The sequence below is a fragment of the Gleimia europaea ACS-120-V-Col10b genome, assembly GCF_000411155.1.
Classification (GTDB): domain Bacteria; phylum Actinomycetota; class Actinomycetes; order Actinomycetales; family Actinomycetaceae; genus Gleimia; species Gleimia europaea_B.
The window spans coordinates 680993-698592 of record NZ_KE150266.1 but is presented as its reverse complement, the minus strand read 5'-3'; the positions used below and the strand labels follow the sequence as shown (position 1 = coordinate 698592).

General features: G+C 55.1%; 16 protein-coding genes and 2 pseudogenes. 12 read left to right on the top strand and 6 right to left on the bottom strand.

From position 1 onward, the window contains the following. Positions 1-181: 181 nt before the first annotated feature. Together HMPREF9238_RS03165 and mobA are read left to right on the top strand one after the other, a co-directional pair. Positions 182-892: a helix-turn-helix transcriptional regulator gene (locus HMPREF9238_RS03165; RefSeq protein WP_016443999.1), complete on the top strand. Its 711-nt coding sequence runs from the start codon at positions 182-184 to the stop codon at positions 890-892. Positions 893-981: 89 nt separating this feature from the next. Further along, positions 982-1629, top strand: coding sequence for a molybdenum cofactor guanylyltransferase (gene mobA / locus HMPREF9238_RS03160; protein WP_016443998.1), 648 nt, complete (start codon positions 982-984; stop codon positions 1627-1629). Here the strand turns inward: mobA and HMPREF9238_RS03155 are convergent. Next, positions 1609-2115: a MogA/MoaB family molybdenum cofactor biosynthesis protein gene (locus HMPREF9238_RS03155; RefSeq protein WP_016443997.1), complete on the bottom strand. Its 507-nt coding sequence runs from the start codon at positions 2113-2115 to the stop codon at positions 1609-1611. The genes mobA and HMPREF9238_RS03155 overlap by 21 nt on opposite strands. Positions 2116-2400: 285 nt before the next feature. Between HMPREF9238_RS03155 and HMPREF9238_RS03150 the strand changes: the two genes are divergently transcribed. Genes HMPREF9238_RS03150 through narI form a run of 5 tightly spaced genes read left to right on the top strand, consistent with a single transcriptional unit; the run spans position 2401 to position 10435 of the window. Beyond that, positions 2401-3732 (top strand): nitrate/nitrite transporter, encoded by a 1332-nt coding sequence (locus HMPREF9238_RS03150; RefSeq protein ID WP_016443996.1) that lies wholly within the window; start codon positions 2401-2403, stop codon positions 3730-3732. Positions 3733-3754: 22 nt separating this feature from the next. After that, positions 3755-7477 carry a nitrate reductase subunit alpha gene (locus HMPREF9238_RS03145; RefSeq protein WP_016443995.1) on the top strand — a complete coding sequence of 1241 codons (3723 nt, stop codon included), beginning with the start codon at positions 3755-3757 and terminating at the stop codon, positions 7475-7477. After that, the gene (gene narH / locus HMPREF9238_RS03140) at positions 7477-9006 is read left to right on the top strand and encodes a nitrate reductase subunit beta (RefSeq protein ID WP_016443994.1); all 1530 of its coding nucleotides are present in this window, start codon (positions 7477-7479) and stop codon (positions 9004-9006) included. The genes HMPREF9238_RS03145 and narH overlap by 1 nt, the downstream gene beginning before the upstream one ends. Further along, positions 9003-9665, top strand: a complete 663-nt coding sequence (gene narJ, locus HMPREF9238_RS03135; protein ID WP_016443993.1) for a nitrate reductase molybdenum cofactor assembly chaperone — start codon at positions 9003-9005, stop codon at positions 9663-9665. The genes narH and narJ overlap by 4 nt, the downstream gene beginning before the upstream one ends. Beyond that, a complete protein-coding gene (gene narI / locus HMPREF9238_RS03130) occupies positions 9662-10435 on the top strand; it encodes a respiratory nitrate reductase subunit gamma (RefSeq protein ID WP_016443992.1) in 774 nt (257 codons plus the stop codon). The genes narJ and narI overlap by 4 nt, the downstream gene beginning before the upstream one ends. A 147-nt stretch (positions 10436-10582) precedes the next feature. Here the strand turns inward: narI and HMPREF9238_RS03125 are convergent. Together HMPREF9238_RS03125 and HMPREF9238_RS08955 are read right to left on the bottom strand one after the other, a co-directional pair. Continuing rightward, positions 10583-10921: pseudogene (locus HMPREF9238_RS03125) on the bottom strand (virulence RhuM family protein); the annotation flags it as partial. Then, positions 10914-11027, bottom strand: a complete 114-nt coding sequence (locus HMPREF9238_RS08955) for a type I restriction-modification system subunit M N-terminal domain-containing protein (protein WP_016443990.1) — start codon at positions 11025-11027, stop codon at positions 10914-10916. The gene HMPREF9238_RS08955 and the pseudogene HMPREF9238_RS03125, both read right to left, overlap by 8 nt. A 399-nt stretch (positions 11028-11426) precedes the next feature. Here HMPREF9238_RS08955 and HMPREF9238_RS03120 point away from each other — a divergent pair, with 399 nt between their 5' ends. The 3 genes from HMPREF9238_RS03120 (at position 11427) to HMPREF9238_RS03110 (ending at position 13079) form a co-directional block, all read left to right on the top strand. After that, the gene (locus HMPREF9238_RS03120; RefSeq protein ID WP_016443989.1) at positions 11427-12077 is read left to right on the top strand and encodes a hypothetical protein; all 651 of its coding nucleotides are present in this window, start codon (positions 11427-11429) and stop codon (positions 12075-12077) included. Positions 12078-12260: 183 nt separating this feature from the next. Further along, a complete protein-coding gene (locus HMPREF9238_RS03115) occupies positions 12261-12443 on the top strand; it encodes a hypothetical protein (RefSeq protein WP_016443988.1) in 183 nt (60 codons plus the stop codon). Between the two features lie 105 nt (positions 12444-12548). Beyond that, a complete protein-coding gene (locus tag HMPREF9238_RS03110; protein WP_016443987.1) occupies positions 12549-13079 on the top strand; it encodes an NfeD family protein in 531 nt (176 codons plus the stop codon). A gap of 59 nt (positions 13080-13138) precedes the next feature. Here the strand turns inward: HMPREF9238_RS03110 and HMPREF9238_RS03105 are convergent, their stop codons facing one another. Next, complete coding sequence (locus HMPREF9238_RS03105; RefSeq protein WP_083938910.1) at positions 13139-13705, bottom strand: oxygenase MpaB family protein; 567 nt, start codon at positions 13703-13705, stop codon at positions 13139-13141. Positions 13706-13802: 97 nt separating this feature from the next. On the opposite strand from HMPREF9238_RS03105, the gene HMPREF9238_RS03100 reads away from it, so the two are divergent. Continuing rightward, the gene (locus tag HMPREF9238_RS03100) at positions 13803-14492 is read left to right on the top strand and encodes a cyclase family protein (RefSeq protein WP_016443985.1); all 690 of its coding nucleotides are present in this window, start codon (positions 13803-13805) and stop codon (positions 14490-14492) included. A gap of 218 nt (positions 14493-14710) precedes the next feature. After that, on the top strand, positions 14711-15946 hold the full coding sequence (locus tag HMPREF9238_RS03095; RefSeq protein ID WP_016443984.1) for a DUF6688 domain-containing protein: 1236 nt from the start codon (positions 14711-14713) through the stop codon (positions 15944-15946). A 103-nt stretch (positions 15947-16049) separates the two neighbouring features. Here HMPREF9238_RS03095 and HMPREF9238_RS09225 read toward each other — a convergent pair whose 3' ends face one another. After that, positions 16050-16664: a family 1 glycosylhydrolase gene (locus tag HMPREF9238_RS09225; protein ID WP_491044361.1), complete on the bottom strand. Its 615-nt coding sequence runs from the start codon at positions 16662-16664 to the stop codon at positions 16050-16052. A 96-nt stretch (positions 16665-16760) separates the two neighbouring features. Then, a pseudogene (locus HMPREF9238_RS09220) lies at positions 16761-17336 on the bottom strand (family 1 glycosylhydrolase); the annotation flags it as partial. Between the last annotated feature and the right edge of the window lie 264 nt (positions 17337-17600).

Sequence of the window (17600 nt, the reverse complement as noted above, 5' to 3'; positions counted from 1 at the left end):
AATATGGTGGCAGAGTCTAGTTTTAAACACCTTTTATGTGACATCTCTCCATTTGGGTCGCTATTTTGCATAAATTTCGTCTGGTTTCCTCCACCCGAGGTTTTCGCGGTGTGGGGTGGGTTTGCGCGGGATGTGGGAGTGTTTAAGCTGGTATGAGTTGGAGCAGTTTTGAGGTGGTCGCATGGATATGGAGGGCCCGCGTCCCACGAGCGAGTTGTTGGAGGCGTCGAAGTCGTTAACGCCGCAACAGGCCCGCGTTTTGGATTTGGTGGTGTCAAGACCGGGCGGATTAACTGCGTTGGAGATTTCGCAGGAGCTGGGTATTCATGTGAGCACGGTTCGGGAACATGTGGATGCGTTGGTATCGAATGGTCTCGTGTGTAGTAAACGCGCGCCAGGTTATTCGGGTAATGGAAGGCCTCGTTTGGTGTACGTGGCGTTGGTGCCAACATCGGATGCGATTACGCAGCACTTCATTTCAATGGTTCGTGCCGGTGTTGAGTTACATGGTGGGCGTGATGAGAAGTGGGAGTTTGCGCGCGCGTGGGGGCGCAAATGGGCGCGTTTATTGATAGATGAGGACGGTCTGCCAAGTGGTGATTCGCCGCTCGGGGTGATAGTTCAACACATGACCGAGTTAGGTTTCGCCCCAACAGTTGAGGCCGGCCTCGTGAAGTTGCATAACTGCCCGCTGTTGCCAGCCGATGGGGTGATGCCGGAGGTAATTTGTCAGATCCATGGTGGGATGATTGAGGAACTGTTGTCAGCTAGGGGTGATGGTGAGATTGACGTTGAAATTGTCCCGTTTGCAGGCAATGGGACGTGCACGGTTCGCCTATTGCAGGAAGATAACGCCGCAGAGGAAGGCCCGGTTGCAGAAGAGGACGGGTAACCGAGGTACATGCTGGGCCGAGCCACATACTCGTGTGGGTGATACTGTGCGTGAAAATGCTTGTACGAGGCTTTGTTGGAGGGCGCTGGATGACTATCCACACCAGGCAAAACGCGCTGGGCTCTAGCGGCGGAGAGGTGCGGAAGAGACTTCCGGAGGCTGTGCTTGTGCTCGCTGGGGGAACCGCGAAGCGCCTTGGGGGAGTTTCCAAGCCCGACTATAAAATAGGCCCGCTTCGTCTCATCGACATTGTTTTAGCTGAGATTGACCGCACTGGATTTGCGGGACGCATCGTTGCTGTGGCTCCAAATGAGTTGGCAGTGCGTGAGGGTGTGGAGTTAACGCTGGAAGATCCTCCCCACGGCGGCCCGCTCGCGGGTTTGGGCGCGGGAGTCGCAGCTCTTGCGGACATGCCGGGTTCCACGTTGGTTGCTGTGATGACGTGCGATGCTCCACTATCGCCCAGGCTGTGGGGGGAACTTTGCATTGAGATTGGCAAAGTTGACGCGGCTGTCCCCGTTTCGGCAGATGCAGAGGCGTGGCCGCAATACCTGCATGGTTGTTATCGCCTTCGCGCCCTACGAGATCTCTCAATCTATCGAGATGTCTCTATCCGGCGCGGATTTGCAACGATTACGGCCGCCCATGTTGTGGATACGAACTGGTGCTGTATGGATGTGGACACGCCAGCCGATGCAAAAGATATGGCTGTGCGTTTAGGCTTCCGTCTGGTCTAACTGTTCGTAAATGTAACCCAGTAGCGGGAGCAGAACTGCGAGTGCATCCTTCACGCCGCCCGAGGAGGAAGGACAGTTTACGATAACTGCTCCCCGCGAGGTTCTGGACGTCACTGCAACTACGGCGCGTGAAAGCACAGCAAGAGGCGTGTTCTTTAGGCCTTCTTGGCGAATCTGCTCGGCAATTCCGGGAAGTTCAACGTCGCATACCGCCAAGGTGGTTTCTGGAACTATGTTGCGCGCAGAAACCCCCGTCGACCCGATAGTGATGATTAAGCGGGCTCCAGCCTCCAGGGCACGGTCGAACTCGCCGCGTAAAGGAGCTGCCAGATCGTCGATAACGACTTCTCGAACAACATCGATCCCAGCCTCATTCAAAAAGGAGACAGCAGTTTGCGCGCCCTTCGGCGGTTTCGTGCCAGCCACCACGCGCGAATCCACGGTGATAACAGCGGCTTTAACGTTTGGGAGCTTAGGTTCAGTCACATCGTACTCCTTTATTACTAGCACCAATTCTATTGAAAAATCACAGGGCACTATTTTAAACCGGTATTTTCCATTTTAACGCAGTGCTCCTTTTCTAATTGGGTGGTGTTCATAAAATATTGGGCTCATTTTCTCCAAAGTGTCCAGATTGCAAAAACGCGTGTTCATGCGGTTTGTGAGCGGTTTTCAGCGTTGCTTCTAGGTTTCCCATTTAACTGCGCACATTCTTGCTACTTTCCAGTTGGGAACACACATGCCAAGGTGGCATTCCATTAGGGGACGAAAATGGCTGACGAAACGAAACATTTGGACGCATCTGGACGCGTCTTAAAGAATTGGAATCCGGAAGATCCTAACCAGTGGAGTTCAAAAATTGCGTGGACAACCCTCGTAATCTCCACCTATTCGATGATTCTCGCGTTTAGCGTATGGTTCCTGGTATCTGCTCTCGCACCAAAACTGAATGAGATCGGATTCCAGTTAACGCCCGCGCAACTGTACTGGCTCGCCGCAATGCCGGGCCTTTCGGGCGGTCTAATCCGCCTCATCTACACGTTCTTGCCACCCATGATCGGTACGCGCAAGCTTGTAGGTATCTCGTCGTTGCTGTTCACTATCCCGATGTTTGGCTGGTTCTTTGCCGTCCAAGACGTCTCGACGCCATTTTGGTGGCTGCTAGTTCTATCGTTCATGTGCGGTATTGGTGGCGGTTCCTTCTCTGGTTATATGCCTTCCACCGGCTACTTCTTCCCGAAACGTCTAGCGGGAACCGCACTCAACCTACAAGCGGGCATCGGTAACCTGGGCATGTCCATTATTCAGCTTGCCGCCCCCGTACTCATGGGGTCGGCATTGTTCGGAATGACATGGATCGCGCCACAAACCGATTCAGCAGGCAATCCGATTTGGGTTTCAAATCCCGCAATTTTCTTCGTGCCCTGGGCGGTACTCGCGGCAATCTTGTCCTTCGCAATGTTGAAGGACGTGCCCGTAAAAGCAAATGTTCGTGAACAGCTCGATATTTTCTCAAATCCGAACACGTGGTTCATGACCCTGCTGTACGTAATGACGTTCGGCATTTTCTCGGGTGCATCCGCGCAGTTCGGCCTCCTCATCAATAACAACTATGGTGCGCAATCTGCGCTGGGGCTGGCGGTGCAGGGCGCAACATATGCGTTCCTCGGCCCGCTGATCGGTTCGTTGGTGCGCGTGGCGTGGGGGCCTCTGTGTGACCGTTTTGGGGGCGGCATTTGGACATTCGTTTCGGGCGTGGGAATGGCTGTGACCCTACTGATTTCGGGATACTTCCTCGTGAATCCCGCGTCGAATGCTGATTTCAAGGGCTTCTTGTGGGCCATGTTGATCATGTTCTTCTTTGCCGGCATCGGCAATGCGGGCACGTTCAAGCAAATGCCGATGATCATGCCGAAGCGCCAGGCGGGCGGCGCAATTGGGTTCACCGCAGCAGTGGCGGCGCTCGGCCCGTTCCTGGTGGGTGTGTGTTTGTCGATGATGGCGGCCTCAACGTTCTTCTTTGGTGCGGCTGTCTACTGCGTCATCTGTTCGATCGTCTGTTGGATGCGTTACGCGCGCAAGAATGCGCCGTTCCCGGGCTAAGGGCCGTAAAGGGGAGGAAATCATGAGTGATTCAAGTAAGCAGAGCTACCGCGAATCTGCGGCAGGTGTGTTCGCGCTCGGTTCAAAGCTTCGTCGCGGTGAGGCCTCGGGCGATGCGCGCCAGATTTTTCTCGAAGGCGGCCGTGACGCGGACTCGTTTTATCGCCAGCGCTGGTCCTATGACAAGGTTGTGCGTTCAACACACGGCGTGAACTGCACGGGCTCTTGTTCGTGGAAGATTTATGTGAAGGACGGCGTCATCACCTGGGAGTCGCAGGCAGTTGATTACCCGTCAACCGGCCCGGACATGCCCGAATATGAGCCGCGCGGGTGTCCTCGCGGCGCGGCGTTCTCTTGGTATGAGTATTCGCCAACGCGCATTCGCTACCCGCATATTCGCGGCGTTTTGCTGGACATGTATCGCGAGCAACGCGCTTTGGGTAAAGATCCGGTTGAGGCGTGGGGCGCGATTGTTGAGGACGAAGCGAAAGCGAAGGCTTACAAGTCGCGGCGCGGCAAAGGTGGCATGGTTCGCGTGGGATGGGACGAGGTCAACGAGATCCTCGCGGCAGCGCACGTGTACACGATTAAGGAGTACGGCCCGGACCGCATGGCGGGATTCTCAGTTATCCCCGCAATGTCAATGATTTCATATGCTGCCGGTTCGCGATTTTACGAGCTACTCGGCGGTGTGATGCTGTCGTTCTACGACTGGTATGCAGACCTTCCGCCGGCCTCTCCGCAAGTGTTTGGAGACCAGACGGACGTGCCCGAGGCCGGAGATTGGTTCAACGCGAAGTATCTGATCATGTGGGGGTCAAACATTCCCCTCACGCGCACGCCCGACGCGCACTTCATGACGGAGGCGCGGTACCACGGTCAAAAAGTGGTAGCTGTTTCTCCTGACTATGCGGATAACACGAAGTTTGGCGACGAGTGGTTGCGGGTGAATCCGGGCACGGATGGCGCCCTAGCGCAGTCAATGGGGCATGTGATCCTTTCAGAGTTTCACGTTAAGCGGCAAGAGCCGTTCTTTCTCGATTACATGAAGCGCTACACGGATTCGCCATTTTTAGTGAAATTGCAGCAAACCGACCAGGGGCTTGTGCCCGGCAAATTCCTCACGGCATCTGACTTGCCAAACGATATTGCCGGTGATTTGAAGAGCAGGCCGCATCCGGAGCATCGCGCTCTGGTGCTTGACGAGGATGGGACGATTAAGGATCCGGGTGGAACGGTTGCGGATCGCTGGGGAGGTGAGGACGGAAAGTGGAACCTCGCGCTCGACGGTGTGAATCCGGCAATGTCTGCGTTTAGCAGAAGTGATGCCAACGGGGTTGAGGTTGTGCTTCCTCGTTTTGACCTTCCCGCAACACAATCTGAAACTATGGTAATAGGGGCAGGATTGGTTCGCCGCGGGGTGCCCGCATTCAAGGTGGGCGAGGAGCTTGTAACCACAGTTTACGATCTGCTCCTGGCGGAGTACGCGGTGAAGAGGGACGGCCTGCCTGGGCAATGGCCAACGGATTACGAGGATGCCGCAACGCCGGGCACCCCCGCATGGCAGGAAGAGCACACGGGCGTGCCGATGAACGCTGCCATCCGGGTTGCCCGAGAGTTCGCGCAAAACGCGATCGATTCCAAGGGCAGATCCATGATCGTTATGGGTGCGGGAACAAACCATTTCTTCCACTCTGACACGATCTACCGCACGTTCCTCGCGCTCACGTCGATGTGTGGAACGCAGGGCGTTAATGGCGGCGGTTGGGCACATTACGTGGGCCAAGAAAAGGTTCGCCCAATCGCAGGCTGGCAACAGTATGCGATGGGCCTTGACTGGTCGCGACCGCCTCGCCAAATGATCTCAACCGGATTCTGGTACCTGCTAACGGATCAGTGGCGCTACGATGGGTCTCTTGCAGGCCAAGTTGGCTCGCCGCTCGCGGATTGGAAGGGGCTCACAAACGCGGACACGCTCGTGGAAGCATCACAGCGTGGTTGGATGCCGTCTTACCCGCAGTTTGACAGGTCTTCCATTGAGATCGGTAGAAGCGCGAGTGAGACGGGAATGGCTCCGGGCGAATACGTGGTGCAAGAGCTCAAAGCTGGCCGGTTGAATTTCGCGTGTACGGATCCGGATAATCCGCGCAACTTCACGCGGATTCTTGCGAATTGGAGAACGAATCTGCTTGGTTCGTCCGCAAAGGGGGCAGAGTATTTTGCGCGCCACATGATTGGTGCGGACAGCGCAGTTTCAGCGCCGGAGCTTGCCGAGGGTAAGCGTCCGAAGTTGATGAAATGGCGTGATAATCCAGGCATCGGCAAACTGGATCTGATGTTCACCGCGGACTTCCGCAACACGTCCACAACATTGTTCTCGGACATCGTCCTACCGGCGGCAACTTGGTACGAGAAGTACGACATTTCATCTACGGACATGCATCCGTTCTTGCATTCGTTCAATAAAGCGGTGGAGCCGCCATGGGAGGCGCGTTCGGACTTCGAAGTGTTCAAGGATCTTGCGTTCCTGGTCTCAGAAATGGCGAAAACGCACTTGCAGTCGCAAACCGACGTGGTGATGGCTCCAATCGCGCATGACTCGCCTGACGAGCTGGCAATGCCGCACGGCATTGTGGAGCCTTTGGCAGAGCGTGAGCTGATTCCGGGGAAGACGCTACCGAAGTTCGTTCCGGTGGAGCGCGATTACACGCAGATTTACGAGAAGTTCACCACGCTTGGTCCGAACGTGGAAAAGCTGGGGCTTCCCGTAAAGGGAATCACGTTGGAACCGGATCAAGAGGTAGATGTGTTGCGGCGGATGAACGGCACGGCAACACGTGGGGTTGGCGCGGGGCGTCCGCTGCTGGACACGCCGGTTAAGGCCGCAGATGCTGTTATGCAAATGTCGGGAACCACTAATGGACGCATGGCGGTGCAGGGCTTTCGCCAGTACGAGAAGCAGACGGGCCAGGAGCTTGCGCAGCTCGCGTTGGGAGATGAGGAAAAGCGCCTCACGTTCCGCGAGATCACAATCCAGCCGCGCTCAGTGGTTACGTCACCCGAATGGTCTGGTTCAGAGCATGGGGGCAGGCGATACTCGGCGTTCGTTATCAACATTGAGCATCGCAAGCCGTTCCACACGTTCACCGGGCGCATGCACTACTACCTTGACCACGACTGGATGATTGACATCGGTGAGTCTTTGCCTGTTTACCGTCCGCCGCTGGACCTCGCACGCATTTATGGTGACGCGGTTGTGGGAGAGCTTTCCAAGGACGAGGGCGTGGCTCAAGTTGCTGTGCGTTACTTGACGCCGCACAACAAGTGGGCGATCCACTCGCAGTACTACGACAACCTGCACATGCTGACGCTTGGACGAGGTGGGCAAACCATTTGGATGTCGCCAGCGGATGCGCAGAAGATTGGCGTGAAGGATAACGACTGGATTGAGGCGTACAACCGCAATGGTGCCGTGGCGGCTCGTGCGGTGGTATCACACAGGATGCCTGAGGGAACGGTTTACATGCATCACGCGCAAGAGCGGGTTGCGGGAACACCGGTTTCGCAAAAGTCAGGTATCCGCGGCGGTATTCACAACTCGCTTACGCGGATCCTATTAAAACCAACCCATATGGCTGGTGGCCACGCGCAGATGACGTACGGGTTTAACTACATTGGCCCAACTGGTAACCAACGCGATGAAGTAACTCTTATTCGTCGCCGCACCACGGAGGTGGACTTCTAATGAAGGTTATGGCTCAGATCGCAATGGTGATGAACCTCGATAAGTGCATCGGGTGTCACACGTGTTCGGTTACCTGCAAGCAGGCGTGGACCAACCGTGAGGGCATGGAATACGTCTGGTTCAACAACGTAGAAACAAAACCTGGTGTTGGCTACCCGAAGCAATGGGAAGACCAGGAGCGTTATAAGGGCGGTTGGGAACGCACAAAGTCCGGTAAGTTGAAGCCAAAGGGCGGTGGCCGTTGGCATAAGCTCACAACGATTTTCGCTAACCCGCGCATGCCTACTATGGATGACTACTACGAGCCGTGGACATACGAGTACGAGAAGCTTCTTGGCGCGCCAAAGGATTCGAAGTATTTGCCAACGGCTCGCCCGGTCAAGCAGATTACCGGCGAGAAGATGGACAACCCCAATTGGGGCCCAAACTGGGACGATGACCTTGGTGGCTCGCTTGAAACAATGCATCAGGATCCGATTTTGGAGCAGATGACAACGCGGGTGAAGACGCAGATCGAGGATTCGTTCATGTTCTACCTGCCGCGCATTTGTGAACACTGCTTGAACCCCACTTGCGTTTCGTCTTGCCCTTCAGGCGCGATGTATAAGCGCAGCGAAGATGGCATTGTGCTGGTGGATCAGGATCAGTGCCGGGGCTGGCGCCAGTGCATCTCGGCATGCCCGTACAAGAAGGTTTACTTTAACCACCATACGGGTAAGGCTGAGAAATGTACGCTGTGCTACCCGCGCCTTGAGGCGGGCGAACCAACGGTTTGTTCAGAAACCTGCGTGGGGCGTCTGCGCTACCTGGGTGTTCTCCTCTATGACGCGGATAGGGTAGGTGAGGCCGCCTCGGTGAAGGATCCGAAGGAGCTGTATCAGGCGCAGCGCAGTCTCTTGTTGGATCCGTTCGACCCGGAGGTGTTGGAGCAGGCTGAGGCGAATGGCGTTCCGCACTCCTGGATTCGCGCCGCGCAACAGTCCCCGGTTTGGAAGCTGATTAGCGAGTACGAGGTTGCGCTGCCACTTCACCCGGAGTACCGCACTATGCCGATGGTTTGGTATATCCCGCCTCTTTCTCCCGTGGTGGATGCGGTGACTGCGGCCGGTGAAGATGGGGAGGATGCGAAGGTCCTAATGACTTCGATCGCTACGATGCGTATTCCGCTGGAGTATTTGGCTGGTTTGTTCACGGCGGGCGACACGGTTCCGGTGGAGAAGTCGCTTCGGCGCCTGGCTGCGATGCGTACTTATATGCGCGGCCTCCACCTAGATGAGGAGCCTGACGAGACGGGGGCGAAGGCTGTTGGAATGACGGGTGGGCAGATGGAGGAAATGTACCGTCTGTTGGCGATTGCGAAATATGATGACCGTTACGTGATTCCAACTACGTCCTCGGAAACGCCACGCGGCTTGGCGGAGCTGGGTTGTTCGCTTGACTCGTTCGGTGGGCCGGGCATGGGTGGCGCCGGATATGCGCAGCCGGGCGGCGGCACGAAGACGTTTGTTCCGTTGGAGGTGCGTCGATGAGTGAGCAGCGCGTCGAGGAGGCGTTGAATTCTGCGCAGGCTGGTAAGAAGCGCACGGCTCACATGATTGCGTCTGTGTTGTTGGATTATCCGGCGGAGGATTTTCACGAGCAGTTGGATGTTATCCGCCTCGAACTTGGAAACGTTGACGGGGCCGTGGCTGATCGGTTTCAGGAGTTTCTCGATTGGGCGCAGTCCACTGACCTGCGCGAGATCGAAGACCTGTATGTGCGCACGTTCGACCAGAAACGTAAGTGCAATCTGTACCTGTCGTACTATTCGGCGGGCGACACGCGCATGAGGGGCTCAGCGATTTTAGCTTTCAAGCAGGCGTTTGAGGCAATGGGGTGGAAGGTAACTGGCGGTGAGCTCCCAGATTATTTGCCGGCTGTGCTTGAGCTTAGTGCCCGCACGGGTGATGAGCTAGCGGCGCATTTGCTTGCTATCCATCGTGACGGCCTCGAAGTGCTCCGCGCCGCTCTCGGGTCGTTGAATAGCCCGTGGCAAGCGGTGGTTGATGGTCTGGTTCTGACTCTTCCGCCTTTGGATAGGAAGGCGCAGGAGGCTTTTCGTAAACTTGTGCTGCAAGGCCCACCCTCGGAGCTGGTTGGTGTGCAGTCACTTCCATTCCCGATTTCGAGTGAAGGGGCACGCAGATGAGTGCGTTCGAGACTTTCTTCTGGACGGGGTTCCCGTACTTAGCGTTAGCCATGTTGATTGTGGGCTTGGTGTGGCGTTATCGGTATGACAAGTTTGGGTGGACGTCGCGTTCGTCGCAGTTGCACGAGTCTGCTTTGCTTAGGTGGGCGTCGCCGATGTTCCACTTTGGCATACTGTTCGTTGGCCTGGGGCACGTGATGGGGCTGTTGATTCCGAAGTCGTGGACGCAAGCGCTTGGGGTTTCCGAGCATGCTTACCATTTGATGGCGACGATTGGCGGCACGGCTGCGGGTGTTATGACGATCGTGGGTCTGATTGGTCTGCTGTACCGGCGTATTGTTACAAAGTCAGTTCGGTTTGCGACTACGAAGAACGACATTTTCATGTACGTGCTGCTGTGCTTGCCGATTGGTTTGGGCTTTTGGGCGACGTTGCAGAACCAGATCCTGGGCGTGCCAGGTGGTTATGACTATCGGGAGACGATTAGCCCGTGGTTGCGTTCGATTTTGACGTTCCAACCGCAACCGGAACTGATCGCTCTGGTTCCCACTTCGTTTAAGTTACACATTATTGCGGGATTCTTGCTGTTTGCGATTTGGCCGTTTACGAGGCTGGTGCATGTTGTTTCGGCGCCGGTGATGTATCCGACGCGCCCGTACGTGGTGTACCGTTCTCGTGAGGAGTCCATTCAGTCAACGGCTAGGCCGCGCGGCTGGGATCCGGTGCAAACTCGTCCGCAGAATCGAGATTCTCGCTCTCAAGGGGCATGAGAGCTAGTGGTTTAATCGAGGGGGCAGGAGGTAGAGAACTCCTGCCCCCTCGATTTTTGCTCTCGTTTTGGGTATTTCTCTCCGCGCTTCCTTTACCCGGCGTTTTGGGTGGAGGGGCTTGGTCTTATTCGAGCGTGGCGGATCGTTGGTTGCCCATTGTCGGAACTGTGTAGCTCGGATTGAGTTCACGCGGTATCCAACGGAAATGATGGCGTCGAGGTTGTAGTGATTTGTTAGGTAGCTCTTGCCGTCACTGGCAGTTATCCGGAATTTCCGGATAACTGAGTTTTGATCGAGCTCGCCTGAATGGAAGATATTACCTAAGTGTTCGTTTACGGTTCTGACGTCCACGTCGAAGAGTTGCGCCATGAGTTTTTGGGTGAGCCAGATGGTTCCTTCTTCGTAGCGCACTTCAATCCCAGCGGATTCGTCAATAGTGAACATGAGGAATTGGCCGGTGGAGTGTTTGACGAGTTGTTCACTCATGATTCACCTCGGGCTTGTATGCAGATGGCTCGTGATTACCTCGTAGCTTGTCGGCCGCATCCCAAAGGGTCTGCTCTAGACTCTTCCTATTCTTCTTAGTAGCCATAAACTTTCCTTCTATTCGAACGCGAACAATCACCCGGGCAGTTGGCACAATCGATTCTCTTCGCAGAGCCGAATTTTGCGCCATGACGTGCGAAATACCGCAAAGGGCTTTGAATCATTCTAATGAACTCCACGGACAAAGATTTGTTGCACCTACAAACGCATACAGGTAGAAGTCGTATGAGTAGAAATCTCAGTTGAAATGGATATAGCGTCCCCACGAATAGCTCACTACGGGGTGCCCGGCCTCGGGAGGGGGATAAAATCTCACTTTGTGGATTGTGTATTCAAACAGGTAATCGATTCGCTCGGATAGGTGCCGGTAATCCGAAATTCCCCTGTTGTAAAACTGGTAACCTACGAACAAGTTTCGAATCTTGTCCGCTTCTGGGGAGTATTAATGAGTAGCGCGAGTCAACCGAATTTCAATGAATACACATCCGCATACGATGGAAGCAAACCATCGCAGCGGTTGGAACACAACGCTCGGCAAAATTCGTCGCTTGAGAATACCCGGCAGGACACGGTTGAAAAAGCCAGGGGTAATGGGCCACTCCTATTATTGGTCTTTGCGTTCTTGGCGCTAGTAGTGTCTTTTCTGCCGATGGTGACCGGTCGGGCCATAGCAATCTATGGAATGTTGCTCTTCTTTCCGTTCATAATCACTGTTGCTATGGCAATTGGCTCGCAGATTAGTCGTCAGCGTGGCATCATGATCGCGACTGGTGTGGTAGGGCTGATAACGGGCATCCTCAATGTGATCACCAGCGTTCTGGGGCTCCTTCTAACTATGGGGTCTGACAATGCCATGTTTATCGATTGGCTGTTGCCATTGGTTGTTGCAAGTGGCGTTATTGTGGGAGCGGTATTGACTCTTCGGCAGCGTCCTGCCTATATGCCAGCTCCTGCGTACATTGCCACAGATCTTCGTCAGTTCGAACAGTTTCAGCAGTTCGAACGGTTCCAGCAGTTTCAACAGTTTCAGAATTCTCAACGTTTCAAGCAAGATGCTCGCCGATCAGAGCAAAATAATAGTTCTGATCAGGCTTAGAAATCGTATAGTCTAACAGTTTCAAATCAGCGTAGGATACCGCTTTAAGATCCGTTTTCTCGCCCAGAGAATAATGCGAAACCGGACTGAACCCATCACTGATTTCTTGAAATCTGCAGTTTCCCGCCGATAGTAAGGTGATAATCTGCGAACGACACTGTGAGGTCTATCCAGGAGGAAGTTATGACCGACCAGAATCTGCCCGAACCTACGCCTGAAGAATCGCAAACGCCGCGCGAGAGCGTTCCCGCGCCGGAAGTGAAGCCAGAAAACGAGTCGGTAACTAACAACCCTCAGGGTGAGGCCACGCAATCCGGTCCGCAGGCGGCCAACACGGCCCCGAACCAAGCTGATGCATCCATGTAGCAGATTAAGGACGGTGCGAAGCAGTTCGCCTCGGGAATAAAAGGCTTCTACGATCACAGGGCAACTCCTGCGGCCTATGATGCATTCGAGGTAGCGAAGAGCTCGATGCGCGAAACGCAGGGGAAATCCAGTGAGGGTAGGACTATCTCTTATGGCCCAATAATTCTCACGGGTGCGGGTGTGCTTGGCCTGATCTCTCTGTTCCTCCCAATTGCTCACGCTTTTGGTTTGTCGATTAATTACTTCAACGAACTTGTGCGTAATGAGGGGGTGTTCTTGCTGATCCTCATGCTTGCGGTTATTTCTCTGGGAGTTGCAACGATCATGTCCTCAAGCCATGGAGTTCGCATTGCCGCTGGCGTGGTTGGTCTGATTGGTGGCCTGTTTGGCGTGATTGATGGTGCTGGCAGTATTTCTGGTCTTAGCGACACGGGAGCATCGATTGGAATCGGCCTTATCTTCTTGACGATCGCAAGTATTGCGATGATTGTGGGCGCGGTGTTCACACTTATGCAGTTGCGTAATCTGCAGGTCGGCTCCCGCGCGCAGCCTCCTGCAAGACCAGCGCAAGGGCAGTATCCAACTGGCGACCCGACGCAGGGGCAACCTCCGGTAAACCCAACGCAACAGGGGTAAGGTTTGCATCTTCCAGATGCAGTTATCGTCCTCGCCGGAGGAACCGCTAAGCGTCTCGGCTAGTTCTCTGCGGCAGCCTCAACCTCGGCTGATAATTTCGTTTGGCCAACCGTCCAGCGCAAAGCGGTAGTAGCAACGCGCGCAACGGGTCGCCTCCACAAATAATCCTGCAGACTAACTCGTGAAGGCTCGTTTGCATCCTCCAGGCCCAGCAGCGTTCGTGCTGAACCCGGCAGGAGCGAAATAGCGTCAACCTTCAGCATGTCGTAGCCCCATCTCATCGGTGGATCCAGGGGAGGATTATCGATCAGCAGGTCAATCACGTCAGCGGTGGCGGCCGAAAACTCTAATTCGGGGCCGTAAGACGCAAGCATCGCGTAAAGCTGGGCCACGGTCAAAGGTGGATCAACTACGCCAAGCAGCTGCGCAGAAATCGCTGATTGAGCCACATACATGTCGCACTCCTCAGGTGTGAGAGGAGTGGGGCTGAACTGCTGGTAGGCAATCAAAAACGACTCAACCTCAGCGCAGTGCACCCAGGTTAGTAGGTGCGGATTGAATACCGCCCCAGGCCCAGCGCATCGTCGAATTATTCCAATTCTTTCAATTCGTTTACACGACTGCACAGGTCACGTATGCTTAGACCCAAGAGGTCAGAGCTCTAACAACAGGAAGTGTTCGTTTAGATAAACTTTGACGAGTTAATAGTGAAGGAGAACAAAGGTGTTCGTACACTTGTCACACAAAATGAGCGAAAATGATGTTGCCTTCCCGGGTGAGCCGGTATTGAAACTAAGGCAGGATCGCCAGGCCGGCGTAGATGGATACCCCTTCAACGCCTACATCATGGAGCTGCCAAACCACTTCGGCACGCACATGGATGGCCCGCATCATTTCAATACCACTGGAACAAACTTTGAAGATCTTCCCATGGAGTATTTCGTCTACATGGGTGAGGAGGTACTAGTTGTTGATCTGCCGCACAAGTGCAAGCCTGGCGAGATCATCACCAAGGAAGATGTAGAGCCTTTCGCAGAAGAACTAAAGGGTAAAGGGCTCTTGCTACTGCGCACGGGATTCGAGAAGTATCGTACCGAGGATCCTGAGATCTACAAGCGTGAAGGTCTAGCTATTCACACGGAGCTGGCGAAGTGGTTGTCGCAGGAGTTCCCGGATCTGCGTTGCGTGGGCATGGACTGGCTCTCGGTAGCTTCGCCGCTTAATGATCACGGCCCTGAGGCTCACCACTGGCTGCTAGGCAACTACTCGGACCACCTCATCACCGCTGTTGAAGACATGTCGATGGTGGCCTTGGGTGATTCTCCTAAGTTTAAGCTGGTCACGATGGGGCCCCTGCGCATCGAGAAAGTTGATTCGGCACAGGTAAATATCATCGCCTGGCTGGAGGACTAGCCAACTAGGGTTCCACTCCTTGTAGGGCGAACTACAGCAGTGAGCAACAAGATTCGCTAGCCATACGCATATGCGGGGCGCGACTTCAAACTATCTGGAGTCGCGCCCCCGTTGTGTGTTCGGTGTCGATGAAGCTAATCAATACGTGGCCGCAAAACCCTGCGCTAGTTCAAGGCTCTGGAAAGCGCGTGTATCGTGTTTGCAGGAGAGGAGGACAAGTGAAGCTGTACCGCTACGCCAGCAAACACCCCTCTTTTTCGCGAGTCGTTTTGGCGCTGTTGATCGGAGTCGCCGGAGCAATTGTCAGCCTCGCATCCCAACCTCCTTCGGACGCGGGCCAGGTTCTCGGGCAGATTCTGGTTGGAGGAGCCCTGATAGCGCTCGCGGCCGGCTATCCGGTGGCGCTAACTGTCAGCCAAATAATCCGTGCGGCCAAAGCAGCGAGCGGTAAGGATTTGCCGGTTCTCGATGCGGGCCTGGACGTTTGGACCCTGTGCGTCATAGTGGTTTACGAGTTCGTATACCTGGGATTTTTCAAAGAGGTTGTACCTACTGCGGACTGGCACGTTCAGTTGGCGAACTACCAAACCCACGCGCCGGTTTACACGCGGGCATGGTCGCACGTGCTGTTCATCTCGCTACTGTTCGTGTTCGGATTCCTCATTTTGCGGTTCAACGAGGCGAAGCAGTTGCCGCCCCTCGTAGTTGTGATTGCGATTGCGGGGCTCTACTTGGGTTCCGCGTTCGGCCTGGCGTGGACTATCCAGATCACAACCTTTGAAAAGTCCCTCGACGCGCTGCTGATTCTTCCTTTTCTGACTGTGCTTGCGATTGTGGTGAAAATAGTTGCGATCCAGGTTCGAGCCTACGAAGCTGATGAAGATAGACGAGGCCGCATCGATGGCTCCTCGATATTGAGCAAACTGGATGCAATGGTGGCTGACGCGAAGCGCTGGCCGTTTCTAGGGTTCGTGGTGGCGCTCCCGCTACTTGCCGTGGTCGTGGGGATTCTAGCTTTATTTGGCCAGTCACCGAGCTTGGTGGTGAGGGCGTTTACCGAGACCAGCGACTGGAATCTATCGCAGCAGGTCGCTCCTCAGAATGTGTATTTTGACGAGCACTACCTTTGCACTGTGGCGGCTGGCGGACACCGAACGGTGGTCAAGCCGATTCGCATGGGATTGCGTCATGGCCGGCCGGTGGTTGTGAATCGCCAGCTGCTTGTGGCCAATGCGTTTGAGCAGGTGTTGGAAGAGCGCGTGCCCAGAACTCATCGAGTTATTCGCCGCTTGTATGACACGTATGGTTTCCCGATTGCTAAGCTGATCAGATCGCAGTGGGCGGCCGATGTGGTGTGGGTTTTGATGAAGCCAGCGGAGTGGTTCTTCCTGGCCGTCCTCTATTTGAATGATCGTCATCCGGAAGATCGCATAGCGCTCCAGTACACGGCGTAACGTAGGCCGGACACTTAACGCCGTATTTCACGGACCCGCGTCCGGATTGATTCGGGTTTTGCCTACCGGCTTCCTCGCACCATCATTACGGATATTCCACCGATTACTGCAAGCGATGCTGACATGACATAGAGGCCGGGATAGCCGCCAAGTACAAGCAGGCGAATGCGGCGAGCATTGGCGAGGCCAGGTTGATGGTGCTTGGGGTGCAATAGGTCTGCCCTGCGGTGTAGCGCGCAATGATGTCGCTGCTCAGCTCGCCGCTTTTCACGATTTCGCTGAGCATACGGCCAGATGGTTTGACGATGCGTCGCTGCGTTTCGTAGTCGTTGTAGACAATCCCAAAGCGGGAGATTTCTCCATCGGACCATTCCCAGTTATCCACAAAACACCAGTGGTAGTAGCGTTCGATCGGTACCGAGGAGTCAAGGATCGCGCCCAGGTGGTCGGCAAGGAATCTTGGCCGGAAGCTTTCGAGGCGGTTCGCATCGCCGTTGTCTGCGCATCCGTTTTCTGTGATCCAAACGGGAACGGCGAGCCTCTCATGCAGATCTTTGGAACACTCAACGAGGCCTTGCGGATAGATTTCCCAGCCGAGGACGTTTAGCGGAACATCCGGGAATGTACCGTCTTTGAGCCCGTCAACGGCTGTGCGCGAGTAGTAGTTGAGGCCGATGACATCGACGTAGCGACCTTCGGGCACGGGTGAGCGTCCCATTACTGGCCCAAACTTACCTTTGCCAAATGCCTCGATTAGTTGATCTTGGAACAGGTAGGAATCCGCGCTGGTGAGGAACTTGTGCCACGGATTCTTTGGGTTTAGCGGAGCGAAGCTGCGCAGGTGGTGAGCGATGGTGACCGTCGCATCTGGTGTCATGGAGTGGATGAGCTCGTAGGCGTATAGGTGCGCGATGGCCATGTGTCGCATGACTTTCAGGGTGTCGCGCATGCTGACGTTTCCGGGCGGACCTTCGTGGAACAGGTGTGCCTGCGTGGCGTAAACGTTAGGTTCGTTGATTGTCACCCACTCGTCTACGAGGTCGGATAGTGCTCGCACAGCGTAGCGGGCGTAGCGCAGGAACGCTTTGATGGTAAGAGGGTTTGTCCACTGTCCGCTTCGTTCTAGCTAGAGCGGGTTGGAGAAGTGGTGGAGCGTCACGAGGGGTTTTATTCCGCGTTCTTTGAGGTCGGCAAGTTCTTCGCGGTAGCGGTCAATTACCGCATGATCGAAGTGGCCTGGTTCGGGTTCGATGCGTGACCATTCGAGGCCGATGCGGGCGATTGGGAACCTGAGTTCGCCCATGAGTTCGTTGTCTTCACGCCAGCGATTCCAGTGATCGTTTGCGCGAAACGGCGTTGAACCGTCTGCAATGTTGGGGCCTTGTGTCACTCGTACCAGTTGTTGTTGGTGTCGCCCCCTTCGATTTGGGTGGCTGCGGATGCGGTGCCGATTAGTAGGGCGTTTAGTGGTCTGCTCGTGTTGCTCATGTGCTCATTATCTTGGACGTGAGACGAAATTAGGCACGATTGGGGGGGGGGCAAGGCTTGCAAAGCGCGGAGCGCGAGTTCTTGATGTTTATTGAGTAAAGCCATTGCTAGAGAGTTGAGGGGGACTCCAACTGGTAGATAGTAGCTTGGAGTTCGACTATATTGA

Coding starts and splice junctions, on each gene's coding strand:
- HMPREF9238_RS03145 (WP_016443995.1), top strand. CDS start 3,755: ATGAGTGATTCAAGTAAGCAGAGCTACCGCGAATCTGCGGCAGGTGTG.
- mobA (WP_016443998.1), top strand. CDS start 982: ATGACTATCCACACCAGGCAAAACGCGCTGGGCTCTAGCGGCGGAGAG.
- HMPREF9238_RS03115 (WP_016443988.1), top strand. CDS start 12,261: ATGACCGACCAGAATCTGCCCGAACCTACGCCTGAAGAATCGCAAACG.
- HMPREF9238_RS03110 (WP_016443987.1), top strand. CDS start 12,549: ATGCGCGAAACGCAGGGGAAATCCAGTGAGGGTAGGACTATCTCTTAT.
- HMPREF9238_RS08955 (WP_016443990.1), bottom strand. CDS start 11,027: ATGGCTACTAAGAAGAATAGGAAGAGTCTAGAGCAGACCCTTTGGGAT.
- HMPREF9238_RS03120 (WP_016443989.1), top strand. CDS start 11,427: ATGAGTAGCGCGAGTCAACCGAATTTCAATGAATACACATCCGCATAC.
- HMPREF9238_RS09225 (WP_491044361.1), bottom strand. CDS start 16,664: ATGGGACGCTCACCCGTGCCCGAAGGTCGCTACGTCGATGTCATCGGC.
- HMPREF9238_RS03150 (WP_016443996.1), top strand. CDS start 2,401: ATGGCTGACGAAACGAAACATTTGGACGCATCTGGACGCGTCTTAAAG.
- narI (WP_016443992.1), top strand. CDS start 9,662: ATGAGTGCGTTCGAGACTTTCTTCTGGACGGGGTTCCCGTACTTAGCG.
- HMPREF9238_RS03165 (WP_016443999.1), top strand. CDS start 182: ATGGATATGGAGGGCCCGCGTCCCACGAGCGAGTTGTTGGAGGCGTCG.
- narH (WP_016443994.1), top strand. CDS start 7,477: ATGAAGGTTATGGCTCAGATCGCAATGGTGATGAACCTCGATAAGTGC.
- narJ (WP_016443993.1), top strand. CDS start 9,003: ATGAGTGAGCAGCGCGTCGAGGAGGCGTTGAATTCTGCGCAGGCTGGT.